Here is a 22,112-nt window from a genome sequence, read left to right as displayed (position 1 = left end):
CGGAAGTCTACTGGGGCGGCCGGGGTTTCGAACCGGGGTTACGGCCCGGGTTCCGGCCGGGCCGCGCCGGGTGCGCGTGCGGTGGGCGTCAGGTCCAGGAGGCGCCGACCAGCCTGCCGTGCAGGGCCAGGGCCGAGGCGTCCGTGAGGGTGGCGATCTGGTCGATCACGGTGCGCAGGGCGGCGCCGTCGTCCTCCGCCTCGTGGTACATCGCGGTGAAGACCGGGTCCAGCCCCTCGGGGGCGCGCTGGTTCAGTACGTACGCCAGCTCGGCGATCACGATCCGTTGGCGGGCCCGCAGCTGGGCCTGCTCGTCGCGCATCATCACGTAGAGGACGGCGACGGCCTTGAGCACCGCGACCTCCAGCCGGACCTCCCGCGGCACCACCAGCTCGGCGGCGTAGCGGGTCAGCCGGCCGGGGCCGTACTTGGCGCGGGTGGCCTGCTCGGCGGCCAGGCAGAAGCGGCCGATCAGCTGGCTGGTGAGGTCCTTGAGCCCGGCCCGGGCGCGGGCGGTGCCGTCGTAGCCCTGCGGCCAGAAGTCCTGGGCCAGCAGCCGGTCCAGGGCGGCGGAGAGCTCCTCCGGCTCGGCGTCCGGGGCGTAGCGCTCGGCGACCTTGAACAGGTCGGCGCGCTCGCCGGGGGCGCGCAGCGCGGCCGGGTCGATGTGGCCGGCCTGGAGGCCGTCCTCGACGTCGTGGGTGGAGTAGGCGACGTCGTCGGACCAGTCCATGACGGTGGCCTCGAAGCACTTGCGCCCGGCCGGGGAGCCGGCCCGCAGCCAGCGGAAGACCGGCAGGTCGTCGGCGTAGACGCCGTACTTGGGCGAGGCCGGGTCGGTCGGGTGGGCGCCCTTGGTCCACGGGTACTTGGTGGCCGCGTCCAGGGCGGCCCGGCTCAGGTTGAGGCCCACGCTGCGGCCGGGCCAGGGGGCGAGCCGGGAGGCCGGCTGGTCCTCCGGCGGCGCGAAGCGCTTGGGTTCGAGCCGGGTCAGGATGCGCAGCGACTGGGCGTTGCCCTCGAAGCCGCCGCAGGCCTCGGCGGCCTGGTCGAGGGCCTCCTCGCCGGTGTGGCCGAAGGGCGGGTGGCCGATGTCGTGGGCCAGGCAGCCGGTCTCCACCAGGTCCGGGTCGCAGCCGAGGGCCGCGCCCAGTTCCCGGCCGACCTGGGCGCATTCGAGCGAGTGGGTGAGCCGGGTGCGCGGGAAGTCGCGGCGCATCGGGGCGACCACCTGGGTGGTGCCAGCCAGCCGGCGCAGTGCGGCCGAGTGCAGCACCCGGGCGCGGTCGCGCTGGAAGGCGGTGCGGCCGGGTCGCTTGTCCGGTTCGGGGACCCAGCGGGCCTCGGCGGCGTGGTCGTACGGGAGCGGGGCGGCGAGGCGGTGCGTGGTGTCATCCATATGCCACTCACGGTACGCCGCGCCCCCGACACGCGGGGTGTGCCGCGCGCGAAGGGGTGCGGACCGGCGCGTGAACCGGGGGAGGCGCGCCGGTGTCCGCCCCGGCGGATCGGCCGGGCCCGAACGGTCCGGTCACGGGGCCCGACCGCGGCGCCCGGCGCGGGCGGACTCACCCCCCGGCGGCACTCAGCCCCGGACGGCCCTGAGCAGCGCGGCGGCCACCCCCTCCTCCCCCTTGGCGTTGGGGTGGACCGGGGTGAGGCCGTGGGCCGGGAACGGCGGCTCGATCCAGCGGGCGTCCTCCCCCGCGCACATGTCATGCCCGACCGAGGGCCCGGCGGTGTCCACGAACACCGCCCCGGCGGCCTCCGCACGCTGCTTGAGCATGCCGTTGAGCTGCTGCTCCTTCTCGGTGAGGAAGCCGAGGTCGGCCGCCGCGACGGTGGTGCCCAGGGTCGCCCGGCAGCCCGCCGGGTCGGCCGGGAGCAGGGTCGGGTAGCCGACCACGTACACCCGGGCCCGCGGGGAGCGGCGCCCGATCTCCCGGAGGATCTCGCCGAGCTTCTCGCCCGCCGCGTCGACCCGGGCCCGCACCTCGTCGGTGCCGCCGGAGGCGTAGTGCTCCCGGCAGGGTGCGGCCGCGCGGTCCTCGCCGACCAGGTCCTTGACCGCGTCCGCCAGGGTGGCCTTGGCGCACTCGGTCACGACCTCCATGAAACCGGCGTCGTTGCCGCCGATGCCCACGGTGACCAGCCGGGTGTCCGGGGTCAGCGCGTCCAGCTGGGCCGGGTTGGGACCGTCGGCGGTCCGCTGCGGGCTCCTGAGGTCCCCGGTGCGGGCGCCGCTGCAGCTGACGTCCCGGAACTGCCCGGGCACCACCCCGAGCGCCTTCGCCAGCAGGGAGGGGTAGTTGGCCCCGGAGCGGGCGCAGCCGGCCGGGTCGCCGGTCTGCGGGGCGATCCGGGGCCCGGCGGTGTACGAGTCGCCGAGTGCCACGTACGGGGCGATGGGCGGCGGGGTGGGGGTCGGGGTCGGTGTCGGGGTCTGGGTCGCCCCGGCCGGGGCGCGGCCGGGCAGGGCGCCCGCGAAGCCCCGGTCGGAACCGTCCGCGCCGTCCGACCCGCCGCTGCACCCGGCCAGGGCGGCCAGCAGCAGGGCGGCCGAGAGGGCCGTCGCGACGGTCGTCGGGCGGGTGGTCCTGGGCATGGCGTCCCCCCTGGGGGTGCGGGTCACGGGCGGTTCCGTATGCGGCGGCCGGTCCCCCCGGGCACCGCACCGCTCAACGTACGGGCGGCGCCGATGACTCCCGCCACGGCGGCCCCGCCGCGCCGGCCCCGCCGCGCCGGACCCGCTGCGCCGTCGGCGTTACGCCGTTCCCGCTACTCCGCGCCGCGTTCGTGCTCGGCGAGGAACTGCTCGAAGCGCCGCCCCAGCTCGTCCGCGGACGGCAGGTCGACCGGCTCGGCCAGCAGGCTCTCCCGGCCCTCGGCGCCCGCGACCGCGTCGTACTGGCCCTCCATGCCTCGGATGGCGGAGCGCAACTCGCCGTCGCCCTGGGCCAGCTGCTCCTCGATGTCGGCGTACACCTCGCCCGTCCGCTCGCGCAGCCGGGTGCCGGGCAGCACCAGACCGGTGGCGGACTGCACCGCCTCCAGGATCAGCACGGCGGCCGCCGGGTAGGCCGAACGGGCCACGTAGTGCGGGACGTGCACGGCGAAGCCCAGCACGTCGTGCCCGGCCTCGGCCAGGCGGTACTCCAGCAGGGCCTGGGCGCTGCCCGGGACCTGCGCCTGCTCGAACCACTGCGGGTACCCCGGCGCGAGGTCGAGCCGGTTGCCGTGCGGCGTCAGGCCGACCGGGCGGGTGTGCGGCACGCCCATCGGGATGCCGTGGAAGTCCAGGCTGAGCCGGACCTCGAAGCGCTCGACCAGCTCGCGGACGGCGCGCGCGAAGCGCTCCCACTCGACGTCCGGCTCGGGGCCGGTGAGCAGCAGGAACGGGGCGCCGGCGGCGTCGCGGACCAGCTGGAGCAGGATCTCCGGCGGGTCGTAGGAGGACCAGTGGTCGTGGTCGAAGACCATCGCGGGGCGGCGGGCCCGGTAGTCCACGAGGCGGTCGTGGTCGAAGCGGGCGACCACCTGGGGGGAGCCCGTCTCCAGCAGGTGGGCCACCACCTGGGCGCCCGCCTCGCCGGCGTCCATGAACCCCTCGAAGTGCTGGAGCAGCACCAGGCCGGCGCCGGTGTCGCGCAGCTCCGCGTTGGCCTCGGCCACGGCGGCCACGCCCCGCTCATCCAGCTCGTACAGCGCCTGGAAGTCTCGCACCGCGCACCCTTCCCCGTTCTCTGCTCGTCCTGCTCCGACCGGCTCTCGTCCTTTCCAGCGTGCCGGGGCGCGCGGGAATTCCCGTTCCGGCCGACCGCTCTCGCGGACGGCCCGCCCCGCGACCCGCCCGGCAACACGCTCGGGGCCGTCGCCGAGCGCTCCGGACCATGATCGCATCCGGGGGGAAAGCCCCTGTTCACGGGTGTTCAACAGCCCCGTCCGGGGCGCGCGGTGGCGGCCCGCGCCGACATTCGGGTGCCGCGAAGTGACGCACCGCGTTCTGGCGGGTATCGTCCTCTCGCTGCCTCGCATCGTCGCGTCGTCGTCACGTCGTCCGTAACGCCGTCGATCACGACCCGGATCGCTGCTCGGGCAGACACCCACGACGCATCTTGCCTTCACCTGGCCGCCTGCTTCCCTTCGCGCACTCGTTCCCTCTTCGGCCATTTCGCGGACGCACACTGTCCCCTCGCTCTTCCCGCCGGACCGGTCCGAGGATCCGTGTCCGTTCCGGCACCCTCGCCGCCCGTTCCGGGCCGCCGCTCCGCCCCATCCCACCGGAATCCTCCGGCGCACACGGGTACCCGGAGCCGGAAACCGGGCCGGGGCGACCCCCCGTCCACCGCAGTCAGTGCCGCACCCCGGCGCCGGTTGCGCCCTACGACCGATGAAGGACCAAGGTTCCGTGCCAGCACCTGTCTTCCTCACCGGCCGCACCGTTCGGTTGGAGCCCCTCGCCGCCCACCACGCCGAGGCCATCGCCGCGGCCGGCGCCGAGGACCGTACGACCTACGCCTTCACCCCCGTCCCGCACGGCCTGGAAGCGGCCCGCGACTACATCGCGCGCGCCCTCGCCGACCAGGCCGCGGGCCGGTCGCTGCCGTTCGCGACGGTGAACGTCGCCGACGGCCGGGTGGTCGGCTCCACCCGGTTCCTGGAACTCGACTACTGGCAGGGGCCCATGGTGTGGCCGCCGGTGCCCGGCGTGCCGTTCGGCGATCCGGCCACGGCCGTCCCGGACGCCGCCGAGATCGGCAACACCTGGCTCTCCCCGCGCGCCCAGGGCACCGGCATCAACACCGAGGCCAAGCTGCTCATGCTCCGGTACGCCTTCGAGACCTGGGGCGTGCAGCGGATCTCGCTGCGCGCGGACGCCCGCAACCTGCGCTCCCGGGCCGCCATCGAGCGGCTCGGCGCGACCTCCGAGGGCGTCCGCCGGGCGCACTCGCGCGGGCTGGACGGGGTGGTGCGCTCGACCGCGTTCTACTCGATCCTGGACACCGAGTGGCCGGCCGTGCGGGACATCATCGAGCTGCGGATCGCCGCCGCCACCTCGCCGAGCGCCCCGGATCCGGCGATCAACCAGGAGTGTCTTAGACAGGGCGGCAGCGGCACCGGGCAGCTGATGATCACGGCCTGAGGGCTACAGCCCGGCCACCGTGCGAAGGAGGCCTTCAGGGACCTCGGGCTCGCCCGTGTAGTGCTTGGGGTACGCCTCGACCAGCGCGGACACGGGCCGCCAGCCGCCGCCCTTGACCGGGGCGACTCGCACGCGCCAGATCTCGTGGCCGGTCCAGCTGCGGTGCAGGTGCAGGACGCCCTCGGCGGTGTAGAACTCCCACCGTCCGTCGATGTCCCCGGGAATCCGCCCGGACCTGACCGCTTGCCACTGCTCCTCGGTCCAGACGAGGTCCGGCACCGGGCAAGGGCGGGGCAGCCGCAGCGGTTTCAGGTACGAGTCGTCCGCGGGAGCCGCCCGGACGCTGCCCGGCTCGGGGAACGCCCAGCCGGGCAGCGGTTCGCGGGCGGCCATCCAGCTCGCGGGGATGCCGCGGCTGCCGGTGCGCGCGGCCACCACTCCCCCGGTGATCGCGGCCACGGTGTCCATGTCGCCGCCGGCCGCGATCGCCTCCCGGACGGCCGACCGGTAGTCGGTGAGGTTCCGGGCCGCGCACCACAGGGCGTACGGGACAGTGTCGACGGCGGAGGTCCGGCTGCCGTTGCCGAGCGCCCGGGCGACTGCCCGCAGGTCCGGCACGTCCACCGATCGGACCGCTTCGGCGAGGGCGTCGCGCAGGGCGCCGTGCGGAGTGAGTTCGACCACCGCCTCCAGGAAGCCCTTCGGCGTCATCGGCTCGGTGCGCGCCCGCACCGCGTACGCGGCCGCCACCGCGACCGCGACCGTCCCGTCCACCGCCTGCGGGTGGGTGTGGGTGATCACGGCGGTGTCCGCGGCGGGCCCGACCACGGCCGTCGGGTCATCCGCGTGAGCCGCCCCCAGCGGGGCGACCCGCATCGCGGCGCCGTTGCCGTACGAGCCCCGGCCATCGAAGAGTTCGGCGGCCAGGGCCCTGGCGTCGCCGCCCTCGCGGATCAGCCGGAGCAGCCGGTTGGCGGCCGGGCCGTAGCCGCGGTCGAAGTCGTGGCGGCGGGCGAAGGCGTGGGTGAGGTCGAAGGTGTCGATCGCCCCGCGTTCGCGCTGGGCGGCGTACACCGAGCAGGCCATCTCGGTGTCGTCGGTCCACGGCCAGGGGCCGGGCGGTTCGGTACGGGAGGCGAAGTGGGCCCGGGCGGTTTCCGGGACGAAGTACTGGGCGCCGAGGGCGTCACCGACGGAGAGGCCGTTGAGCGCGTCGAGCGCGGGGCCGTTGGGTTCGGTCATCATGTGCCCCCAGCACAACGGATCGGCCTCCGATTCGTCAACATCGTTACGGGAAAGCCCCTGACGAGGGATGTTTCGCATACCTCCGATCCGGGTGGGCACCACCGGGGTATGACCCGCGCGCATCCGCTCGACGCCGTCGCCCTGCTCGGCGCCGACCAGCAGCACATCGCCACCCGGGCGCAGCTGCGCCGGCTCGGCGTGCCCTCCGGCACGATCGCCCACCGGCTGCGGCCGGGCGGGCCCTGGCAGCAGGTGCTGCCACGTGTGATCTGTCTGCAGAACGGGAGGTTGACGGCCCATCAGCGACTTCGGGCGGCCCTGGCGTACGCGAGCCCGAAGGGGCGGCAGCCGCAGCCCGGCGAGGTGCTGCTGACCGGGTTCGCGGTGCTGGCGGACGCCGGGCTGCCGAGCGCCGGGCACCCGGCCGACCTGACCGAGGTCGATGTCCTGATCCCCGGCCAACGCCGGGTCAGGGAAAAGGAGTTCGTCCGGATCCACCGCTCGTCCGGGGTGCTGCCGGGCGGCTTCGAGCGGGACGACGGGCTGTGGAGCGTCCCGGTCGCGCGGGCGCTGGCGGACCTGGCGCCGAGGGAGACCGGGCAGCGCCGGTTCCGGGCGCTGTGTGCCGAGGCGGTGCAGCGGCGGCACTGCGAACTCGGCGAGTTGCTGGACCAGTTGCTCACCAGGCCGGGGGCGCTGGCGCTGCCGCAGGTGGCCCGGGTGGTGGAGGACCTCACCGCCGGGGTGCGGTCGGTGGTGGAGGGCGAGGCCCGCGAACTGCTCGCCCACGCGGGCCTGCCGGAACCGCTGTGGAATCCGGTGCTGTTCCTGGACGGCCGTTTCCTGGCCGTGCCGGACGCCTACTGGCCGCACGCCTGCGTGGCGCTGGAGATCGACTCCCGGGCCTACCACCTGCGCCCGGCCGACCACGAACGCGGACTGGCCCGCGCCAACCGGCTGGCCGGCGCCGGACTGCCGGTGGTGCGCGCCACCCCGGTCCAGCTCCGCCGTGACCCATCGCCGGTGCTGCACGAGCTGACCGCCCTGGTCACCACCGGCCCGCACGGCCCGCACGGCCGGATCAGCTGGCGGCGGGCCCGGTGAACTCGGCCTCGTATCAGGCGTGTTGGGCGCCGGCCGCCTCGGCGGCGGCGACCAGCCGCTGGAGTTCGGCGAGGTGGGCGGCGAGGGCGGCGCGGCCGGCCGAGGTGGCGGCGAGCCAGGTGCGCGGGCGCTTGCCGACGTAGCCCTTCTTCACCGTGAGGTAGCCGGCCTCCTCCAGAGCGGTGGCGGCCTTGCTGAGGACGGAGTCGGAGACCTCGCAGTGGTCCCGGACGGCGCCGAACTCGGCCTCGCGGCAGGCGCCGAGGAAGGCGAGCACGGTCAGCCGGGTGGCGTGCTGGAGCAGCGGGTCGAGGGCGGCGGGCATCAGCCGGTCTCCTGGGAGCGCCTGACCCGGCGGTTGAGCCGGTCGGTGCCCACCCAGAAGGTCAGGCCCGCCGCGAGCCCGGCGGCCCCGCCGATCCAGCGCGGGCCGCCGCCGGCCTGCCAGGCGAGCAGCATCCCGGCCGCCGATGCGGCGCAGACCGCGAGGACCGCGAGGGCGACCGGGCCGCCGATGCCGTCCGGCACGCCCCGGCGGACGATGCCGTCGCTGCGCACGGCGACCCGGGCGAGGCCACCGGTCAGGGCGGCGAAGCCGCCCACGAACGCGCCGATCAGGGCGAACTGCCGGGCTTCGACGGCCTGGCCGATCCCCAGGCCGTAGGCGGCGAACGCGAAGGCGAAGGCCGGCCCGTACCAGCGCGGCACCACGCCCGGCCGCCGGGCGGCCGCGTCGGCACGGTCGGCCAGGCGCAGCGCTTCGGCGGCGGACAGCGGCGGGGTGGGAACGGAGTCACTCATGCTTCCCCCTCGGAAAGTGACGGTGGTTCCACTGTGCCACCATCTTTCCGAGTTGGAAAGTACTTTCCACGAACTCGTCGCTCAGCAGCGCGGGTCGATCTCCTGGAAGGTCGCGTAGTGGTCGGCGGACCAGTACTGCTCGCCGGCGCCGCCGGTGACGACCCGCCGGGTGCCGCGGTCGTTGGAGCCCGGGGTGACCACGGTGAACTCGTGGTAGTAGCCGTTGCCCTTCTTCGGCAGCCGGCTCTCGCGGTTCTCGAAGACGATGCCGTCCCGGTTGTACGGGTAGGGGCCGCCCTTGGCGATCAGGCCGAGGGTGTCCTGGGCCTGGCTGGGGAGCTTGGTGCGGCAGACGTCCGCCAGCGCCGGGTCGGCGGGCACCCAGGTGCCGGCCGCGGAGGGGGTGCCGCCGGCCGGCGGGGACGGCTTGGGCGCCGAAGGCTTGGGCGCCGAGGCACCCGCGGTGGTGGTGGCGCTCGCGGCGGCCTTGGGGTGGCTGCTGCCGCCCTTGCCGGCGAGCAGGTAGCCGACTCCGGCGAGCACGGCCAGGATCAGGACGGCCACGACGACGAGCGGGCTCTTGCTTCTGGTCATGCGGTCCAGCTTGGCAGGCGGCGGCGTCCGGGCGGCCGTGTCACACACATGACGGGCGCCACACGAACGTACGGCCGGGCGGGAACGGACGCCGTTGTCCGTTCCCGCCCGGCCGTGTCACGTACGCCGGTTCTCCTGCGCCGAGCTCCGGTGTACGCCCTCCCGACGGGAGGGTGAGCGGTCAGTCGTACCCGCGCGTGAGTAGGGGATGCCTACCCTCTCAGCGCGAGTCGCTGCCCGCCGACTCGATGGCGGCGCGGCCTGCCTCCAGGCGCGCCACCGGGATCCGGAAGGGGGAGCAGGAGACGTAGTCCAGCCCCACCTCGTGGAAGAAGTGCACCGACTCCGGGTCGCCGCCGTGCTCGCCGCAGACGCCGAGCTTGAGGTCGGGGCGGGTGGCCCGGCCGGCCTCGACGGCGTGCTTGACCAGCGAGCCGACGCCGTCCCGGTCGATGGTCTCGAACGGGGAGACCCCGAAGATGCCCTTCTCCAGGTAGGCGGTGAAGAAGGAGGCCTCCACGTCGTCCCGGGAGAAGCCCCAGACCGTCTGGGTCAGGTCGTTGGTGCCGAAGGAGAAGAACTCGGCGGCCTCGGCGATCTGACCGGCGGTCACCGCGGCGCGCGGCAGCTCGATCATGGTGCCGAGCTTGATGTCCAGCTGGACGCCGGTGGACTGGACGACCTCGGCGAGCACCCGCTCGCACTCGTCGCGGACCAGCTCCAGCTCCTGGACGGTGCCGACCAGCGGGATCATCACCTCGGGGCGCGGGTCCCCGCCGGCCAGCTTGCGCTCGGCGGCGGCCTCGGCGATGGCCCGGACCTGCATGCCGAACAGGCCGGGGATGACCAGGCCGAGGCGGACGCCGCGCAGGCCGAGCATCGGGTTCTGCTCGTGCAGCTTGTGCACCGCCTGGAGCAGGCGCAGGTCGTTCTCGTTCGGGTCCTTGCGGGCCTCGGCGAGGGCGACGCGCACCGACAGCTCGGTGATGTCCGGCAGGAACTCGTGCAGCGGCGGGTCGAGCAGGCGCACGGTGACGGGCAGCCCGTCCATCGCCTGGAAGAGCTCCAGGAAGTCGCCCTTCTGCAGCGGCAGCAGGGTGGAGAGGGCGAGCTCGCGGTCCTTGTCGTTGTCCGCGAGGATCAGGTGCTCGACCTCCTTGCGGCGCTCCTCACCGAGGAACATGTGCTCGGTGCGGCACAGGCCGATGCCCTGGGCGCCGTAGCGGCGGGCGCGCCCGCCGTCCTCGGCGTTGTCGGCGTTGGCCCGGACGGCGAGCCGGCGGCGGCCGTCGGCGTGCGACATCAGCCGGTGGACGGCCTGGACCAGTCCGCCCTGGACGTCGGCGCCGGCGTGCAGGGTGCCCTCGAAGTACTCGACCACGGGGGACGGCAGGACGGGCACCTCGCCGAGGTAGACCTTGCCGCTGGCGCCGTCGATCGAGACCACGTCGCCCTCGTGCACCACCAGGCCGTCGGCGGTGGTGAACTTGCGCGACTTGGTGTCGACCTCCAGCTCCTCGGCGCCGCAGACACAGGTCTTGCCCATGCCGCGGGCGACGACGGCGGCGTGCGAGGTCTTGCCGCCGCGCGAGGTGAGGATGCCCTCGGCGGCGATCATGCCGTCCAGGTCGTCCGGGTTGGTCTCCCGGCGGACCAGGATGACCTTCTCGCCGGAGCGGGACCACTTGACGGCGGTGTAGGAGTCGAAGACGACCTTGCCGATCGCGGCGCCGGGCGAGGCGGCCAGGCCCCAGCCGATCTGCTTGGACTCGGCGGTCGGGGCGAAGCGCGGGAACATCAGCTGGGCCAGCTGGCCGCCGGTGACCCGCATCAGGGCCTCGTCCAGGTCGATCAGGCCCTGGTCGACCAGCTGGACGGCGATCCGGAAGGCGGCCGCGGCGGTGCGCTTGCCGACCCGGGTCTGGAGCATCCAGAGCTTGCCGCGCTCGATGGTGAACTCGATGTCGCAGAGGTCGCGGTAGTGGTTCTCGAGCTTCTGCATGATCGCCATCAGCTCGTCGTACGACTTCTTGTCGAGCTTCTCCAGCTCGGACAGCTGCAGCGTGTTACGGATGCCGGCGACGACGTCCTCGCCCTGGGCGTTGGACAGGTAGTCGCCGTAGACGCCCTGGGCGCCGGTGGAGGGGTCGCGGGTGAAGGCGACGCCGGTGCCGGAGTCCTCGCCGAGGTTGCCGAAGACCATGGTGCAGACGTTGACCGCGGTGCCCAGGTCGTTCGGGATGCGCTCCTGGCGGCGGTACAGCCGGGCGCGGTCGCCGTTCCAGGAGTGGAAGACGGCGTGGACGGCGAGGTCCATCTGCTCGCGCGGGTCCTGCGGGAAGGGCCGGCCGGTCTCGCGCTCGACGATGCCCTTGAACACCTCGACCAGTTCCCGGAGGTCGGAAGCGTCCAGGTCCAGGTCGTTGACGGTGCCCTTGGCGTGCTTGGCCTCGTCCAGGGCCTCCTCGAACAGCTCGCCCTCGACGCCCAGCACGGTCTTGCCGAACATCTGGACCAGGCGGCGGTAGGAGTCCCAGGCGAAGCGCTCGTTGCCGGACTGGGCGGCCAGGCCGACCACCGAGGCGTCGGAGAGGCCGATGTTCAGGACGGTGTCCATCATGCCGGGCATGGAGAACTTGGCACCGGAGCGGACGGAGACCAGCAGCGGGTTGTCGGCCTGGCCGAGCTTCTTGCCCATCTCCTGCTCGAGGGCGTCCAGGTGGGCGCTGATCTCCTCGTGCAGCGAGGACGGCTCGCTACCGGTCTCCAGGAAGACCTTGCAGGCCTCGGTGGTGATGGTGAACCCCGGAGGGACGGGGAGCCCCAGGTTGGTCATCTCGGCCAGGTTCGCGCCCTTGCCGCCAAGAAGATCCTTGAGGTCCTTGTTTCCTTCGGTGAAGGAGTAAACAAACTTCTGCTGGGACGGCACGGGTCGGTCTCCTCGTACGCGGTTGCCCTGACGCCGGAGAACATACCCATTTCGAAGGCACTTCTCTGCCCTCAATAGGCCACACGAGGCCGGTACCGAGCGGTAACCCGCTAGATCGAATGCACATAAAGGCGTTCACCTCTGTTGGTGAAATCGTCCCCCTGACGCGAGCCAGCGTTCAAGTCTTGAAGGCGAGGAAACAGGAAGATCGCCCGATTCGGACGCTGGGTAGCGACCGCGGGTCGGTCGCGTTGCCCCGGCTTGATTTCCTGCACCCGGATCGGCCGATCGGCGTCGAACCGGCTTCGGGAAGCGATTCACGCTCGACCTGTCCATTCCGTCCACTGACCGACCGTCAGTCGCTCCGGCGTGTGGCAAGCGTCACCAGCCCGTCTCGCGGCTCGAGCGTAGGGCGCCTGCGTCAATCGTCGCACTGCGTCCAGGAATGTGCTCGTTCCGTGACCTCGGAACGCCGAAAAGGAGCCCTCCTGTCCAGAGTGGACAAGAGGGCTGGGACCAGGTGGCCAGCGGCCCCGAGGGGCCTGATTCGACGGATCGGCTAGATCATCCGCCGGAGGTGTCCGATTCGGCGTCCTCGCCCGGCCGGGCGCAGTCGTACGGATCGTCCAACCAGCCCTCCGGCAGGACCACCCGGCCGTTGCCGCTGGTGCGCCCGCGCGGGCCGTCCGCGCCGATCGGCCAGGTCTGGGTCTGCTCCACCTCGGCGAGGGTCCCCGCCAGTTCGGCCAGCGAGGAGGAGTTCGCCAGCCTCACCCGCAGCTCGGAACCGACCGAGAAGCCCTTGGTGTACCAGGCGACGTGCTTTCGGAAGTCGATCACGCCGCGCGCCTCGTCCCCCAGCCACTCGCCGAGCAGCTGGGCGTGGCGCACCATCGCCCGGGCCACGTAGCCGAAGTCGGGGCGGGCGTGGTCGACGTCGCCCTCGAAGATCGAGACCAGGTCCTTGAACAGCCACGGACGGCCCAGGCAGCCGCGGCCCACCACCACGCCGTCGCAGCCGGTCTCCCGCATCATCCGCAGCGCGTCGTCGGCCGACCAGATGTCCCCGTTGCCCAGCACCGGCACGTGCGCCGGGACGGACTCGCGCAGCCGGGCGATCGCCGACCAGTCGGCCGTACCGCCGTAGTGCTGGGCGGCGGTGCGCCCGTGCAGGGCGATCGCGGCCACGCCCTCCTCGGCACCGATCCGGCCGGCGTCCAGGAAGGTCAGGTGGTCGTCGTCGATGCCCTTGCGCATCTTCATGGTCACCGGCAGGTCCCCGGCGTTGGCGACGGCCTCGCGCAGGATCTCGCGCAGCAGGTTGCGCTTGTACGGCAGCGCCGAGCCGCCGCCCTTGCGGGTCACCTTGGGGACGGGGCAGCCGAAGTTGAGGTCGATGTGGTCGGCCAGGCCCTCGTCCGAGATCATCCGGGCCGCCTTGCCGACGGTCACCGGGTCCACCCCGTACAGCTGGATCGAGCGCGGCTTCTCGCTCGGGTCGAACTTGATCAGCTGCATGGTCTTGGCGTTGCGCTCGACCAGCGCCCGAGTGGTGATCATCTCCGACACGTACAGGCCCTTGCCACCGCTCTGCTCGCGGCACAGGGTGCGGAACGGGGCGTTGGTGATGCCGGCCATCGGGGCCAGCACGACGGGCGGCCACACCCGGATCGGGCCGATGTCCAGCGGCGCGAACTCGGTCTCGGTCGCGGTGGGTGCGGGCGTGGCTGTCATGCGCGGCTGACCTCGGGTAGCGGGGGACGGGACTCTCCATTGTCCCCCACCCGGGTGAGCCGGCCCCACCTACTCCGGATCGGCGCGGTAGCCGATGTCCAGGGAGCCCGAGCCGACGTCGGCCTCCAGGCTCCTGCTGCTGGCGGCGTCGCCCAGGGCCGGGTCGATGTTGATGCTGCCCGACCCCGTCCCGCCGTTGATCCGGTAGCGGTTGCCCCGCGGCACCCGCACGGTCACCGAGCCGGAGGTGGCGCGCACCTTCACGTCCTGCGGCGCCGACCGGAACGTCAGGTCCACCGACCCGGAGGTGCTGGACACCTCCGCCTGCGCCGAGGAGAGGTCCGTGCCCTGGGTCATCCCGGAGGTGGTGCGGGCGCGGACCGGGCCGGACAGCCCGTGCAGGAGGATCGCGCCGGAGGTCCCGTCCAGCCGGACCGCGCCGCTGAGGTCCGACACCTCGACCGACCCCGAGGTCACCGTGCCGGCGACCTCCGTCCCCGCGGGCACCTCCAGCTCGATCGAGGCGCCGCAGTTGTAGAAGGGCAGGGAACGCCGGCACTCCACACCGACGGTCATCGTGTCGCCGACCACGTCGGCGCGCACCCGGGGCTCGGAGACCGTCCAGTCGAGGTTCTTGCGCAGCACGACCCGGCCCTCCACGCCCGGCCTGATCCGCACGGAGGCGCTGCTCGTGGCCAGCCGCAGCTTGTGGACCTCCTCGGCCACGAACACCTGCTGCTCGGTCCGCGACTGCCGGGCCACCAGGGCCATGGTCTGCGCCCCTCCCATGACCAGCACGAACACCAGGGCGATCACCCCGGTGATCCGCCACGCCCTGGTGGACCGCGCGCTCACGTGATCTCCAGGAAGCGCAGCACCGCCATCACCCGGCGGTGGCTGTCGTCGGCCGGCGGGAGGTCCAGCTTGGTGAAGATCGAGTTGATGTGCTTGGCCACCGCGCTGTCGCTGACCACCAGGGCGGCCGCGATCGCCGCGTTGGAACGGCCCTCCGCCATCAGCGAGAGCACGTCCCGCTCGCGCGGGGTCAGCTTCTCCAGCGGATCCCGGTGCCGGCGCACCAGCAGCTGGGCCACCACCTCCGGGTCCAGCGCGGTGCCGCCCTCGGCCACCCGCTGCAGCGCCTCCACGAAGTCGTCCACATTGGCCACCCGCTGCTTCAACAGGTAACCGACACCGCTGGTGTTGGTCGCCAGCAGGTCTGCGGCGTAGCGCTCCTCCACGAACTGGGAGAGCAGCAGGACGGCGGTGTCCGGCCACTGCTGGCGGATCACCATCGCTGCCTTCACCCCCTCGTCGTGGAAGCCCGGGGGCATCCGGACGTCCGCGACCACCACCCCCGGGCGGTGCTCCTCGACGGCGGCCAGCAGCTCGACGGCGTCCCCGACGGCCGCCGCGACCTCGAAGCCCACCGCCTCCAGGACCTTGACCAGGCCGACCCTCAGCAGGACCGAGTCCTCGGCGATCACAGCACGCACGGCAACTCCACGGTGATGGTGGTGGGGCCCCCGAGGGGGCTGAGAACGGACAGCGTCCCGTCGACCGAGGCGGCGCGCTGGCGCAGACCGGTGAGCCCGGTGCCGCGCGAGGCGTCCGCGCCGCCCACGCCGTCGTCGCTGACGACCAGGCGCAGCACGCCCCCGGCCGTCCGCACCGAGACGTCGACCTGCTCGGCCCGGGCGTGCTTGGCCACGTTGGTGAGCGCCTCGGAGACGGTGAAGTAGGCGACCGCCTCGACGGTGGGGGCGATCCGCTCGGACAGCTCGACGTCCAGCCGCACCGGCAGCGGGGCCCGGGCGGCGATGCCGGACAGCGCGGCGTCCAGCCCGCGGTCCTCCAGGACGGCCGGGTGCAGCCCGCGGACCAGGTCGCGCAGCTCGTCGATGGCCGCCTGCGCCTCCTCGTGCGCCGCGACGATCACCTGCATGGCGTCGGGCGGGCAGTCCCTGAGGGTGCGCCGGGCCAGGCCCAGGTTCATCGCGAGGGAGGTGAGGCGCTGCTGGGCGCCGTCGTGCAGGTCCCGCTCGATCCGGCGGCGCTCGGCGTCCACCGCGTCCACCAGGCCGGCCCGGGACTCGGCGATCTCCTCGACCCGGCGCTCCAGCTTCTCCGCCCGGTTGGGCCCGAGCAGGAACTGCGCCGCGCGGACCTCCAGCCGGGCTGTCAGCGTCGTCAGCCAGGGCGCCGCCACCAGCAGCAGCACGCCGAACACGGTGAGCGCCACGTCCAGACCGGCCAGCTCGCCGCGCAGCCCCGCCTCGGGCGGCAGCAGCCAGACCCAGGCGTACAGGGTGGTCAGCACCAGGGCGATGCCCCAGACGTACCCGGCGGCCAGCGCACAGAGTGCCAGCACCGGGCCGATCAGCAGGTGGTAGCCGAACTGACGCCAGGCCAGGGCGAGCCGCAGCCGGCCCAGCCGCAGGGCCGCGGGCGCGCCGGGCGGCGGCACCTCCACGCCGCGGAGGGCGCGCAGCCGACCGCGCTGGAGGGCGGTGAGCCAGCGGGAGCAGACCAGCACGACCGCGAGGACCGGGAAGAGCAGGCTGGGCTCGGTCACCGCCAGCCAGACCGGCGCGGCCACGGGTATTCCGGCGGCGATGAAGCGGGCGTCCCGCCAGGCCCCGGCGGACCACGGTGGTCGCCCGAGGCTCCTGACGAGCGCTCGGCGCAACGTGGTGGAAGGCATGCCGGACAGCGTAGGGCCCGGTGATCAACGACCGCCATGAAGGGGGGTACCGGCCGGGGGTGTAGCTGGATACACCCCCGATTCGGGGTGGAGCACCACCGACAGGACCCCCCTCGCGGCGGAAGGCTTGGGGACATGACGAGCACCGCATCGCACTCCGCCACCCCGCCGCACGGGCGGCCCGTCCCCGGGAACCACGGGGGTGTTCCCGGGGGCGCGCTCCGCCCGGCGCCGGGGCCGGATGGGACGCTGCCCGCCGGGGCCGGGCCCTGGTCGGTCCGCAGCGTCCGGTCCGGCCGCGGCCGGGCCGCGTTGGAGCTGTACCAGCACGGCGAGTTGGCCGACGTCCTGGTCGCCGCCCGGCTCGCTCCGCAGCTGGTCCGCGGCGCGCGGCGCAGCCCGTCCGCCGGTCGGGGCTCGCACGTGCTCGCCTGGGGGCGGCTGCCCGCCGACGGCCTGGCGCCCTCGGTGGTGTTCACCGGCGGGCGGCGGCTGTTCGGCACCGCCCGGGCGGCGGCGGCCGAAGTGGTCACGGTGGCCGGGCAGTTCTGGCTCGCCCTGGCCGAGGGGCCGTTCGACGCGGTGCTCGTCGGGCACCCGGCCGGCGGGCCGGCCGAGCGGCTCGTGCTGGAGCGGGTCCGTCGCGCGGCCGGGGGTGCGGCATGAGCACCGCCGTCGTCCCGGGCGCTCCGGCGTACGTGCTGCCGGAGCGGTTCCAGCGGCTGCCGCGGCTGGCCGCCTTCGGGCTGCTGCCCTGGCTGATGGTCCTGGCCGTCAACCACGAGACCCCGTGGGTGGTGCTGGACCTCGCGGAGTTCGCCGCGCTGCTCTCGTTGGACGCGCTGCTGCGCCGGCGCAGCCCGGCCGCGCTCTGGGCGGGCGCGGTGGTGGCGCTGCTGCTGGCCGGGGACGCCCTGGCCGACATCGCCTGCGCCGGGCCGGGGCACGCGGTGCTCGCCGCGCTGGTGATGGCCTGCTGCGTCGAACTGCCGTTGGCGGTGCTGTGCCTGCTGCTCGGGCGCGAGGCGATACCCGGGGCGGTGCGCGGTGTGGTGATACGCGGCTAGGCCCGCGTCGGCAGCCGGTCCATCAGGAGGCGGGTCTCCTCGTCCAGCGGGGTGTAGCTGATCAGCCGCGTCCCGAGCCGGGGGCCGAGCCAGAAGTTGGTGTACTCGCAGCGCAGCAGGCCCACGCCCGGCACCTGGAAACGCTTGATCCCGTTGCCCGGCCGCATCACCTCGTGCCGCTGCCACTCCTCCTCGAAGTCCGGCGAGGCCTTGCGCAGCCGGGCCAGCAGCGCCTTCCAGGCGGGCTCGGCCGAGTGGTCGGCCATCGCGGCGCGGAACCGGGCCACCATGCCGAGGCGCTCCGTCCGGTAGTCGACCAGCACGTCGCGGAAACGGGAGGGGGTGAACGCCAGCCACATCAGGTTCCGCTCCTCCGGGGGCAGTTCCCCGAGGTCGCCGACGATGGCGGTGTACGGCGCGTTGTGCGCCAGGATGTCGTAGCGGGAGTTGACCGCGGCGGCCGGGTACGGCGCCAGCTGGTCCAGCACCAGCCGCACGCTCGGCGTCACCGAGGGGCACTCCCGCACCGGCGCCGGATCGTCCGCACCGGCCAGGGTGAACAGGTGCGCCCGCTCGCTCGGGTCCAGCAGCAGCGCCCGGGCCACCGCGTCCAGCACCTGGACGGACACCTGGATGTCCCGCCCCTGCTCCAACCACGTGTACCAGGTCACCCCCACCGCGGCCAGCTGCGCCACCTCCTCCCGGCGCAGCCCCGGGGTGCGGCGGCGGCCGGTCAACGGCAGGCCCACCTGCTCGGGCGCGATCCGCTCGCGGCGGCTGCGCAGGAACGCCGCCAGGTCGTGCCGGCGGGCTTCGTCGGGTGTGGCGCGGTGCGGCACGGCGGTGCCGGGACGGGCTTGCGCGGCCGGGGTCATCAGGCTCATGCTCCCCAGCATGCGGCACGCCGCAGCCTGTTGCCAGGTACTTCTTATACCTGGATAACCACACTCTGGTACCAGGCTGGGGAGCGGCGGATCGTATGACCCGTGACTCAACGACTCGCCGTCGCCCCGGCCTCGCCCCGCACCGCCACCCCGAGCACCGCCGCCCCGAGCACCGCCGCCCCGCAGACCACCGCCCCGCACACCTCCACCCTCGGCACCGCCGGGCTGGTCACCGTCCTGCTCGGGGCCTTCCTGCCGATGCTCGACTTCTTCATCGTGAACGTCGCCCTGCCCACCATCGACAAGGACCTGGCCGCCGGACCAGCGGTGCTGGAACTCGTCGCCGCCGGCTACGGCATCGCCTTCGCCGTCCTGCTCGTCCTCGGCGGGCGGCTCGGCGACACCTTCGGCCGCCGCCGGCTCTTCGTCGCCGGGGCCGCCGCCTTCGCCGTCACCTCGCTGGCCTGCGGCCTCGCCCCCGACGCGTGGTCCCTGGTCGCCGCCCGGGCCGCCCAGGGCGCCTCGGCCGCGCTGCTGATCCCGCAGGTGCTCGGCACCATCACCGCCGCCACCGACGGCGCCCGGCGCGGCCGCGCGCTCAGCGTCTACGGCGCGGTCGGCGGCATCTCCGTGGTGATCGGCCAGGTGCTCGGCGGGATGCTGGTCGCCGCCGACCTGTTCGGCACCGGCTGGCGCTCGGTCTTCCTGCTGAACGTCCCGTTCGCGCTGCTCGCCGTCGTCCTCGCCGTCCGGTACGTGCCGGAGAGCCGGGCCACCCGGGCCGCAGCCGTCGACGTGCCCGGCACGGTGCTGCTCACCGCCTCCCTGCTCTCCCTGCTCGTCCCGCTGATGGAGGGCCGCGCGGCCGGCTGGCCGCTCTGGTCCTGGGTGCTGCTCGCCCTGTTCCCGGTGTTCGCCACCGCCTTCGCCCTGGTCGAGCGCCGCGCCGAGCGCCGCGGCGACACCCCGCTGGTGCCGCCCAGCCTGCTGCGGATCCCCGAGATGCGGCGCGGCCTCGGCATCGCGCTGCCCTACTTCGCCGGCTTCGGCGGCTTCATGTTCGTCATCGCCGTCGCCCTCCAGCAGGGCCTGCGGCTCGGCGTGGTCGCCGCCGGCTGGGCGCTCGTCCCGATGGCCGTCGGCTACTTCACCGCCTCGCTCTCCGGCCCGCGGCTGATCGGCCGCTGGGGCAGCCGGGTGCTCAGCGCCGGCGCCGTCGTCCAGGCCCTCGGCCTCACCACCATCGCGCTGACCGTCCTCGCCGACGCGGACCACTTCTCCCCGCTGCGGATGGCCCCCGGCGTCGCCCTCGCGGGCATCGGCCAGGGCCTGATCGGCACTCCGCTGTTCCGGGTCGTCCTCGCCAAGGTGCCCGCCGCCCGGGCCGGCGTCGGCAGCGGCGTCCTCGCCACCGGCCAGCAGTCCAGCCTCGCCCTCGGCGTGGCCACCCTCGGCACCCTCTACCTGTCCCTCTCCCCCAGCCTCGGCATGGGCCGCGCGCTCGCCCTGTGCCTCGGCGTCCAGCTGCTGGGCTCGTTCACCGTGCTGTACCTGACCACCCGCCTGCCCCGCTCCGTCGGCTGAGCCCCGCGGGCCCACGGGCCCGGGCGACGACGAACGGCCCCGCGACCGGTTCCCGCCGGTCTCGGGGCCGTCGCGCTGCCCGCAACCGCCCGTACGGTCAGGCGAGTTCCCTGACCACGGACAGGTACTCCAGGATGGCGTCGCGGTTGCGGGTCAGGCAGTGGATGCGGCGGGTCATCCGCTCGGTCTCGGACTCCAGGGTGTCGAGGATCTCCGGGGTGGCGTCCGTCCTGGCCGTCACCGCGACCTTCGTACTCGCCCACAACATCCTCTACACCTACGTCGCGGCACTGCTCGAACCGCTGCACCTCGGTGGGCGGACCGACACCGTGCTGCTCGTCCTCGGCCTGGCCTCGCTGGTGAGCATCGCCGTCACCGGAGCGCTGATCGACCGGCACCTGCGCACCCTGACCCTCACCGCCTGCCTCCTCGTCGGCGCCGCGACCCTGACCCTCGCCGGAGCCCTGCTCGGCTCGTCGTCGCCCTGGCCCGTCCACGCCGCCGCCGCGGTCTGGGGCCTCGGCTTCGGCGGCGTCGGCACCCTGCTGCAGACCGCCGTCGCCGACGCCGCCGACACGGCCGCCGACCTCGCCCAGTCCCTGCTGGTCACCTGCTGGAACCTCGGCATCGCCGCCGCCGCGTCCGCCGGCGGCCTCCTCCTCGACCACGCCGGGCCGCAGTCCCTCCCCTGGTCGGCCCTCGCCCTGCTGGCCCTCGCCCTGGCCGTGACCACGGCGGCCCGCCGCCACGGCTTCCCGGGCCGGGAGCTCCCGGGGCGGGGGTGACGCTCGTCCGGGTGAACCCGACGCACGCTGCTCGCAATCGCCGCACGATCCGCCCTACCGTGAGTCGCATGACAGCCAGAGTCCCCATCCGGCAGCTCCAGCAACATGCCAGCGAACTGATCGACCGGGTCGCGGCCGGGGAGCGCATCGAGATCACCCGCAACGGGCGGCTGATCGCCGTACTCGCACCGCCTGACCCGGAGCAGCGGGTCCTGGAGGATCTCGTACGCGACGGCACCATCGACCCGGAGAACGCCGCCACCGCCCGTGGACTGGCCGACTGGGTCCCGCCCACGGTCGACATCCAGCTCCCGTCCGCGACCGAGGCCCTCCACAGGATGCGCGAGGAAGAAGACCGTTGATCTACCTCGACTCCTGCGCGATCCTCAAGCTCCTCCTCCCGGAGACGGAGTCCTCCGCACTGCGAACGTTCCTCTCGTCACACGGCTCCGAGGGCCATGCGACCAGTGCGCTGGCCCAGGTCGAGGTCCCGCGCGCGCTCATCAGGATCGGTGCGCCGCAGCAGTTGCACGATGCTGCGGCGGACCTGCTCGACCGAATGCTCCGCATCCGGCTCTCCGATCCGATCCTCCGAGCCGCCGGCAGCTTCCCCACCCGGCACTCGGGGACGCTCGACGCCATTCACCTCGCCAGCGCCGAACACCTGGAGCAGGCGCTCACCGCTTTTGTGACGTACGACAAACGCCTCGCCGAAGCAGCCGAGGAACGTGACCTGCCGATCACCGCGCCGGGCTCGACGTCGGACGTCGAGCCCGGCGGCGCTCCTGCCTAGGCGCAGGTTCCACGGCCGGGGGCCAGTGCGCCGATGAAGGTGTCCAGGCGGGCGACGGCTGTGCGGAGCAGGTCGACGGATCCGGTCGGGTCGTCCGGGAGTTCGAGGCCGTGGTCGGCGGCGGGGAGTTCCAGGACCTGGTGGCCGGTGGCGTCGGCGACGCTCCGGTCCCACAGCTTGTCGGCGCCGCCGCCGATCAGAAGGGTCGGTGCGGTGGCCCGGTGGAGGGCGCGGGCCACGTGGTCGAGGGTGAGCACCGGGGTGAGCCAGGCGGCCGGGAGGGCGCGGTCCGCGGCGAGGCCGGCGGCCAGCGAGCCCAGCGACTTGCCGACCAGCAGGCGGCAGGCGCCGCCCTCGGCGTCGACGGCCGCGCCGACCTGCCGCTCGACCCAGGCGATCCGCTGCTCCGTCGTGAACTCGACGAATCCGTCCGGGATCCGCCACCACAGCTCCTGGACCGTCCAGCCGTGCCGGATCAGGACCGAGGAGGCGAAGTGCAGCAGTGGACGGGCGGGCGTGTAGCCGACGCCGGGGACGACCAGCGCGACCCGGTCCGAGTCGCCGTCGATACGGGTGGGGAGGCTCAGCGCGGAGGAAGCGGACATGCCCGCAGGCTACTTCCGGCCCGCCCCGCCGGCCGAAAGGGAACCTCCTGCACCATCATTTGCCGTGCACCCCAAGCTACTTCAGCTATGGCGGAGCGACACCCCGGTCCGCGATACTTGGTTCGCACAGTGATCGAGTC

23 protein-coding genes are annotated in these 22,112 nt (G+C 73.8%); 8 read left to right on the top strand and 15 right to left on the bottom strand.

The genetic code is table 11. The annotated features are described in order from the left end of the window. Positions 1 to 88: 88 nt before the first annotated feature. The 3 genes from ACIQWA_RS18215 to ACIQWA_RS18205 form a co-directional block, all read right to left on the bottom strand. On the bottom strand, positions 89 to 1,399 hold the full coding sequence (locus ACIQWA_RS18215; RefSeq protein ID WP_402483634.1) for a deoxyguanosinetriphosphate triphosphohydrolase: 1,311 nt from the start codon (positions 1,397 to 1,399) through the stop codon (positions 89 to 91). Between the two features lie 186 nt (positions 1,400 to 1,585). Further along, positions 1,586 to 2,605 carry an SGNH/GDSL hydrolase family protein gene (locus ACIQWA_RS18210; protein ID WP_402483631.1) on the bottom strand — a complete coding sequence of 340 codons (1,020 nt, stop codon included), beginning with the start codon at positions 2,603 to 2,605 and terminating at the stop codon, positions 1,586 to 1,588. Positions 2,606 to 2,778: 173 nt separating this feature from the next. Next, positions 2,779 to 3,723, bottom strand: coding sequence for a PAC2 family protein (locus tag ACIQWA_RS18205; RefSeq protein WP_360228636.1), 945 nt, complete (start codon positions 3,721 to 3,723; stop codon positions 2,779 to 2,781). Between the two features lie 685 nt (positions 3,724 to 4,408). On the opposite strand from ACIQWA_RS18205, the gene ACIQWA_RS18200 reads away from it, so the two are divergent. Continuing rightward, complete coding sequence (locus ACIQWA_RS18200) at positions 4,409 to 5,143, top strand: GNAT family N-acetyltransferase (protein WP_402483627.1); 735 nt, start codon at positions 4,409 to 4,411, stop codon at positions 5,141 to 5,143. Positions 5,144 to 5,146: 3 nt separating this feature from the next. On the opposite strand, the gene ACIQWA_RS18195 is transcribed toward ACIQWA_RS18200, so the two are convergent. After that, positions 5,147 to 6,388 (bottom strand): ADP-ribosylglycohydrolase family protein, encoded by a 1,242-nt coding sequence (locus ACIQWA_RS18195; protein ID WP_402483625.1) that lies wholly within the window; start codon positions 6,386 to 6,388, stop codon positions 5,147 to 5,149. 108 nt (positions 6,389 to 6,496) lie between these two features. On the opposite strand from ACIQWA_RS18195, the gene ACIQWA_RS18190 reads away from it, so the two are divergent. Then, positions 6,497 to 7,492 carry a hypothetical protein gene (locus tag ACIQWA_RS18190; RefSeq protein ID WP_402483623.1) on the top strand — a complete coding sequence of 332 codons (996 nt, stop codon included), beginning with the start codon at positions 6,497 to 6,499 and terminating at the stop codon, positions 7,490 to 7,492. A 13-nt stretch (positions 7,493 to 7,505) separates the two neighbouring features. Here the strand turns inward: ACIQWA_RS18190 and ACIQWA_RS18185 are convergent, their stop codons facing one another. The 8 genes from ACIQWA_RS18185 to ACIQWA_RS18150 form a co-directional block, all read right to left on the bottom strand. Further along, complete coding sequence (locus ACIQWA_RS18185) at positions 7,506 to 7,817, bottom strand: transcriptional regulator (RefSeq protein WP_402483620.1); 312 nt, start codon at positions 7,815 to 7,817, stop codon at positions 7,506 to 7,508. Then, positions 7,817 to 8,293 (bottom strand): hypothetical protein, encoded by a 477-nt coding sequence (locus ACIQWA_RS18180; protein ID WP_402483617.1) that lies wholly within the window; start codon positions 8,291 to 8,293, stop codon positions 7,817 to 7,819. The genes ACIQWA_RS18185 and ACIQWA_RS18180 overlap by 1 nt, the downstream gene beginning before the upstream one ends. 81 nt (positions 8,294 to 8,374) lie before the next feature. Next, positions 8,375 to 8,887, bottom strand: coding sequence for a ribonuclease (locus tag ACIQWA_RS18175; RefSeq protein ID WP_360228654.1), 513 nt, complete (start codon positions 8,885 to 8,887; stop codon positions 8,375 to 8,377). 220 nt (positions 8,888 to 9,107) lie between these two features. Beyond that, complete coding sequence (gene ppdK, locus ACIQWA_RS18170; RefSeq protein ID WP_360228657.1) at positions 9,108 to 11,816, bottom strand: pyruvate, phosphate dikinase; 2,709 nt, start codon at positions 11,814 to 11,816, stop codon at positions 9,108 to 9,110. A gap of 564 nt (positions 11,817 to 12,380) precedes the next feature. Next, positions 12,381 to 13,550, bottom strand: coding sequence for a tRNA dihydrouridine synthase DusB (gene dusB, locus ACIQWA_RS18165; RefSeq protein WP_402483614.1), 1,170 nt, complete (start codon positions 13,548 to 13,550; stop codon positions 12,381 to 12,383). Positions 13,551 to 13,619: 69 nt separating this feature from the next. After that, positions 13,620 to 14,405: a DUF4097 family beta strand repeat-containing protein gene (locus ACIQWA_RS18160; protein WP_402483612.1), complete on the bottom strand. Its 786-nt coding sequence runs from the start codon at positions 14,403 to 14,405 to the stop codon at positions 13,620 to 13,622. Then, positions 14,402 to 15,046, bottom strand: coding sequence for a response regulator (locus ACIQWA_RS18155; protein ID WP_402483609.1), 645 nt, complete (start codon positions 15,044 to 15,046; stop codon positions 14,402 to 14,404). The genes ACIQWA_RS18160 and ACIQWA_RS18155 overlap by 4 nt, the downstream gene beginning before the upstream one ends. Then, positions 15,034 to 16,254: a histidine kinase gene (locus ACIQWA_RS18150; RefSeq protein ID WP_402483606.1), complete on the bottom strand. Its 1,221-nt coding sequence runs from the start codon at positions 16,252 to 16,254 to the stop codon at positions 15,034 to 15,036. Before ACIQWA_RS18150 ends, ACIQWA_RS18155 begins: the two co-directional genes overlap by 13 nt. 135 nt (positions 16,255 to 16,389) lie before the next feature. On the opposite strand from ACIQWA_RS18150, the gene ACIQWA_RS18145 reads away from it, so the two are divergent. Next, complete coding sequence (locus ACIQWA_RS18145) at positions 16,390 to 16,920, top strand: hypothetical protein (protein WP_402483603.1); 531 nt, start codon at positions 16,390 to 16,392, stop codon at positions 16,918 to 16,920. Next, positions 16,917 to 17,321, top strand: coding sequence for a hypothetical protein (locus ACIQWA_RS18140; protein ID WP_402483600.1), 405 nt, complete (start codon positions 16,917 to 16,919; stop codon positions 17,319 to 17,321). Before ACIQWA_RS18145 ends, ACIQWA_RS18140 begins: the two co-directional genes overlap by 4 nt. On the opposite strand, the gene ACIQWA_RS18135 is transcribed toward ACIQWA_RS18140, so the two are convergent. Then, positions 17,318 to 18,196, bottom strand: coding sequence for a helix-turn-helix transcriptional regulator (locus ACIQWA_RS18135; RefSeq protein ID WP_402483856.1), 879 nt, complete (start codon positions 18,194 to 18,196; stop codon positions 17,318 to 17,320). The two genes, ACIQWA_RS18140 and ACIQWA_RS18135, sit on opposite strands and share 4 nt — an antisense overlap. 111 nt (positions 18,197 to 18,307) lie before the next feature. Between ACIQWA_RS18135 and ACIQWA_RS18130 the strand changes: the two genes are divergently transcribed. Continuing rightward, on the top strand, positions 18,308 to 19,789 hold the full coding sequence (locus ACIQWA_RS18130) for an MFS transporter (protein WP_402483597.1): 1,482 nt from the start codon (positions 18,308 to 18,310) through the stop codon (positions 19,787 to 19,789). 97 nt (positions 19,790 to 19,886) lie between these two features. On the opposite strand, the gene ACIQWA_RS18125 is transcribed toward ACIQWA_RS18130, so the two are convergent. Beyond that, on the bottom strand, positions 19,887 to 20,030 hold the full coding sequence (locus tag ACIQWA_RS18125; RefSeq protein WP_402483594.1) for a hypothetical protein: 144 nt from the start codon (positions 20,028 to 20,030) through the stop codon (positions 19,887 to 19,889). Here ACIQWA_RS18125 and ACIQWA_RS18120 point away from each other — a divergent pair. The 3 genes from ACIQWA_RS18120 (at position 20,008) to ACIQWA_RS18110 (ending at position 21,367) form a co-directional block, all read left to right on the top strand. Then, positions 20,008 to 20,574: an MFS transporter gene (locus tag ACIQWA_RS18120; protein WP_402483591.1), complete on the top strand. Its 567-nt coding sequence runs from the start codon at positions 20,008 to 20,010 to the stop codon at positions 20,572 to 20,574. The genes ACIQWA_RS18125 and ACIQWA_RS18120 overlap by 23 nt on opposite strands. A 68-nt stretch (positions 20,575 to 20,642) precedes the next feature. Further along, entirely contained in the window at positions 20,643 to 20,936 is a 294-nt protein-coding gene (locus tag ACIQWA_RS18115; RefSeq protein WP_402483588.1) for a type II toxin-antitoxin system Phd/YefM family antitoxin, read from the top strand. Next, positions 20,933 to 21,367, top strand: coding sequence for a type II toxin-antitoxin system VapC family toxin (locus ACIQWA_RS18110; RefSeq protein WP_402483586.1), 435 nt, complete (start codon positions 20,933 to 20,935; stop codon positions 21,365 to 21,367). Before ACIQWA_RS18115 ends, ACIQWA_RS18110 begins: the two co-directional genes overlap by 4 nt. Here ACIQWA_RS18110 and ACIQWA_RS18105 read toward each other — a convergent pair. After that, positions 21,364 to 21,972 carry an alpha/beta hydrolase gene (locus ACIQWA_RS18105; RefSeq protein ID WP_402483583.1) on the bottom strand — a complete coding sequence of 203 codons (609 nt, stop codon included), beginning with the start codon at positions 21,970 to 21,972 and terminating at the stop codon, positions 21,364 to 21,366. The two genes, ACIQWA_RS18110 and ACIQWA_RS18105, sit on opposite strands and share 4 nt — an antisense overlap. Between the last annotated feature and the right edge of the window lie 140 nt (positions 21,973 to 22,112).

It is taken from the genome of Kitasatospora sp. NPDC098652, assembly GCF_044760155.1.
Lineage (GTDB): Bacteria > Actinomycetota > Actinomycetes > Streptomycetales > Streptomycetaceae > Kitasatospora.
The sequence above is the reverse complement of the archived record's forward strand: the minus strand, read 5'-3'. Positions and strand labels throughout refer to the sequence as shown.

Coding starts and splice junctions, on each gene's coding strand:
- ACIQWA_RS18140 (WP_402483600.1), top strand. CDS start 16,917: ATGAGCACCGCCGTCGTCCCGGGCGCTCCGGCGTACGTGCTGCCGGAG.
- ACIQWA_RS18215 (WP_402483634.1), bottom strand. CDS start 1,399: ATGGATGACACCACGCACCGCCTCGCCGCCCCGCTCCCGTACGACCAC.
- dusB (WP_402483614.1), bottom strand. CDS start 13,550: ATGACAGCCACGCCCGCACCCACCGCGACCGAGACCGAGTTCGCGCCG.
- ACIQWA_RS18190 (WP_402483623.1), top strand. CDS start 6,497: ATGACCCGCGCGCATCCGCTCGACGCCGTCGCCCTGCTCGGCGCCGAC.
- ACIQWA_RS18150 (WP_402483606.1), bottom strand. CDS start 16,254: ATGCCTTCCACCACGTTGCGCCGAGCGCTCGTCAGGAGCCTCGGGCGA.
- ACIQWA_RS18135 (WP_402483856.1), bottom strand. CDS start 18,196: ATGACCCCGGCCGCGCAAGCCCGTCCCGGCACCGCCGTGCCGCACCGC.
- ACIQWA_RS18210 (WP_402483631.1), bottom strand. CDS start 2,605: ATGCCCAGGACCACCCGCCCGACGACCGTCGCGACGGCCCTCTCGGCC.
- ACIQWA_RS18185 (WP_402483620.1), bottom strand. CDS start 7,817: ATGCCCGCCGCCCTCGACCCGCTGCTCCAGCACGCCACCCGGCTGACC.
- ACIQWA_RS18195 (WP_402483625.1), bottom strand. CDS start 6,388: ATGATGACCGAACCCAACGGCCCCGCGCTCGACGCGCTCAACGGCCTC.
- ACIQWA_RS18180 (WP_402483617.1), bottom strand. CDS start 8,293: ATGAGTGACTCCGTTCCCACCCCGCCGCTGTCCGCCGCCGAAGCGCTG.
- ACIQWA_RS18175 (WP_360228654.1), bottom strand. CDS start 8,887: ATGACCAGAAGCAAGAGCCCGCTCGTCGTCGTGGCCGTCCTGATCCTG.
- ACIQWA_RS18145 (WP_402483603.1), top strand. CDS start 16,390: ATGACGAGCACCGCATCGCACTCCGCCACCCCGCCGCACGGGCGGCCC.
- ACIQWA_RS18115 (WP_402483588.1), top strand. CDS start 20,643: ATGACAGCCAGAGTCCCCATCCGGCAGCTCCAGCAACATGCCAGCGAA.
- ACIQWA_RS18105 (WP_402483583.1), bottom strand. CDS start 21,972: ATGTCCGCTTCCTCCGCGCTGAGCCTCCCCACCCGTATCGACGGCGAC.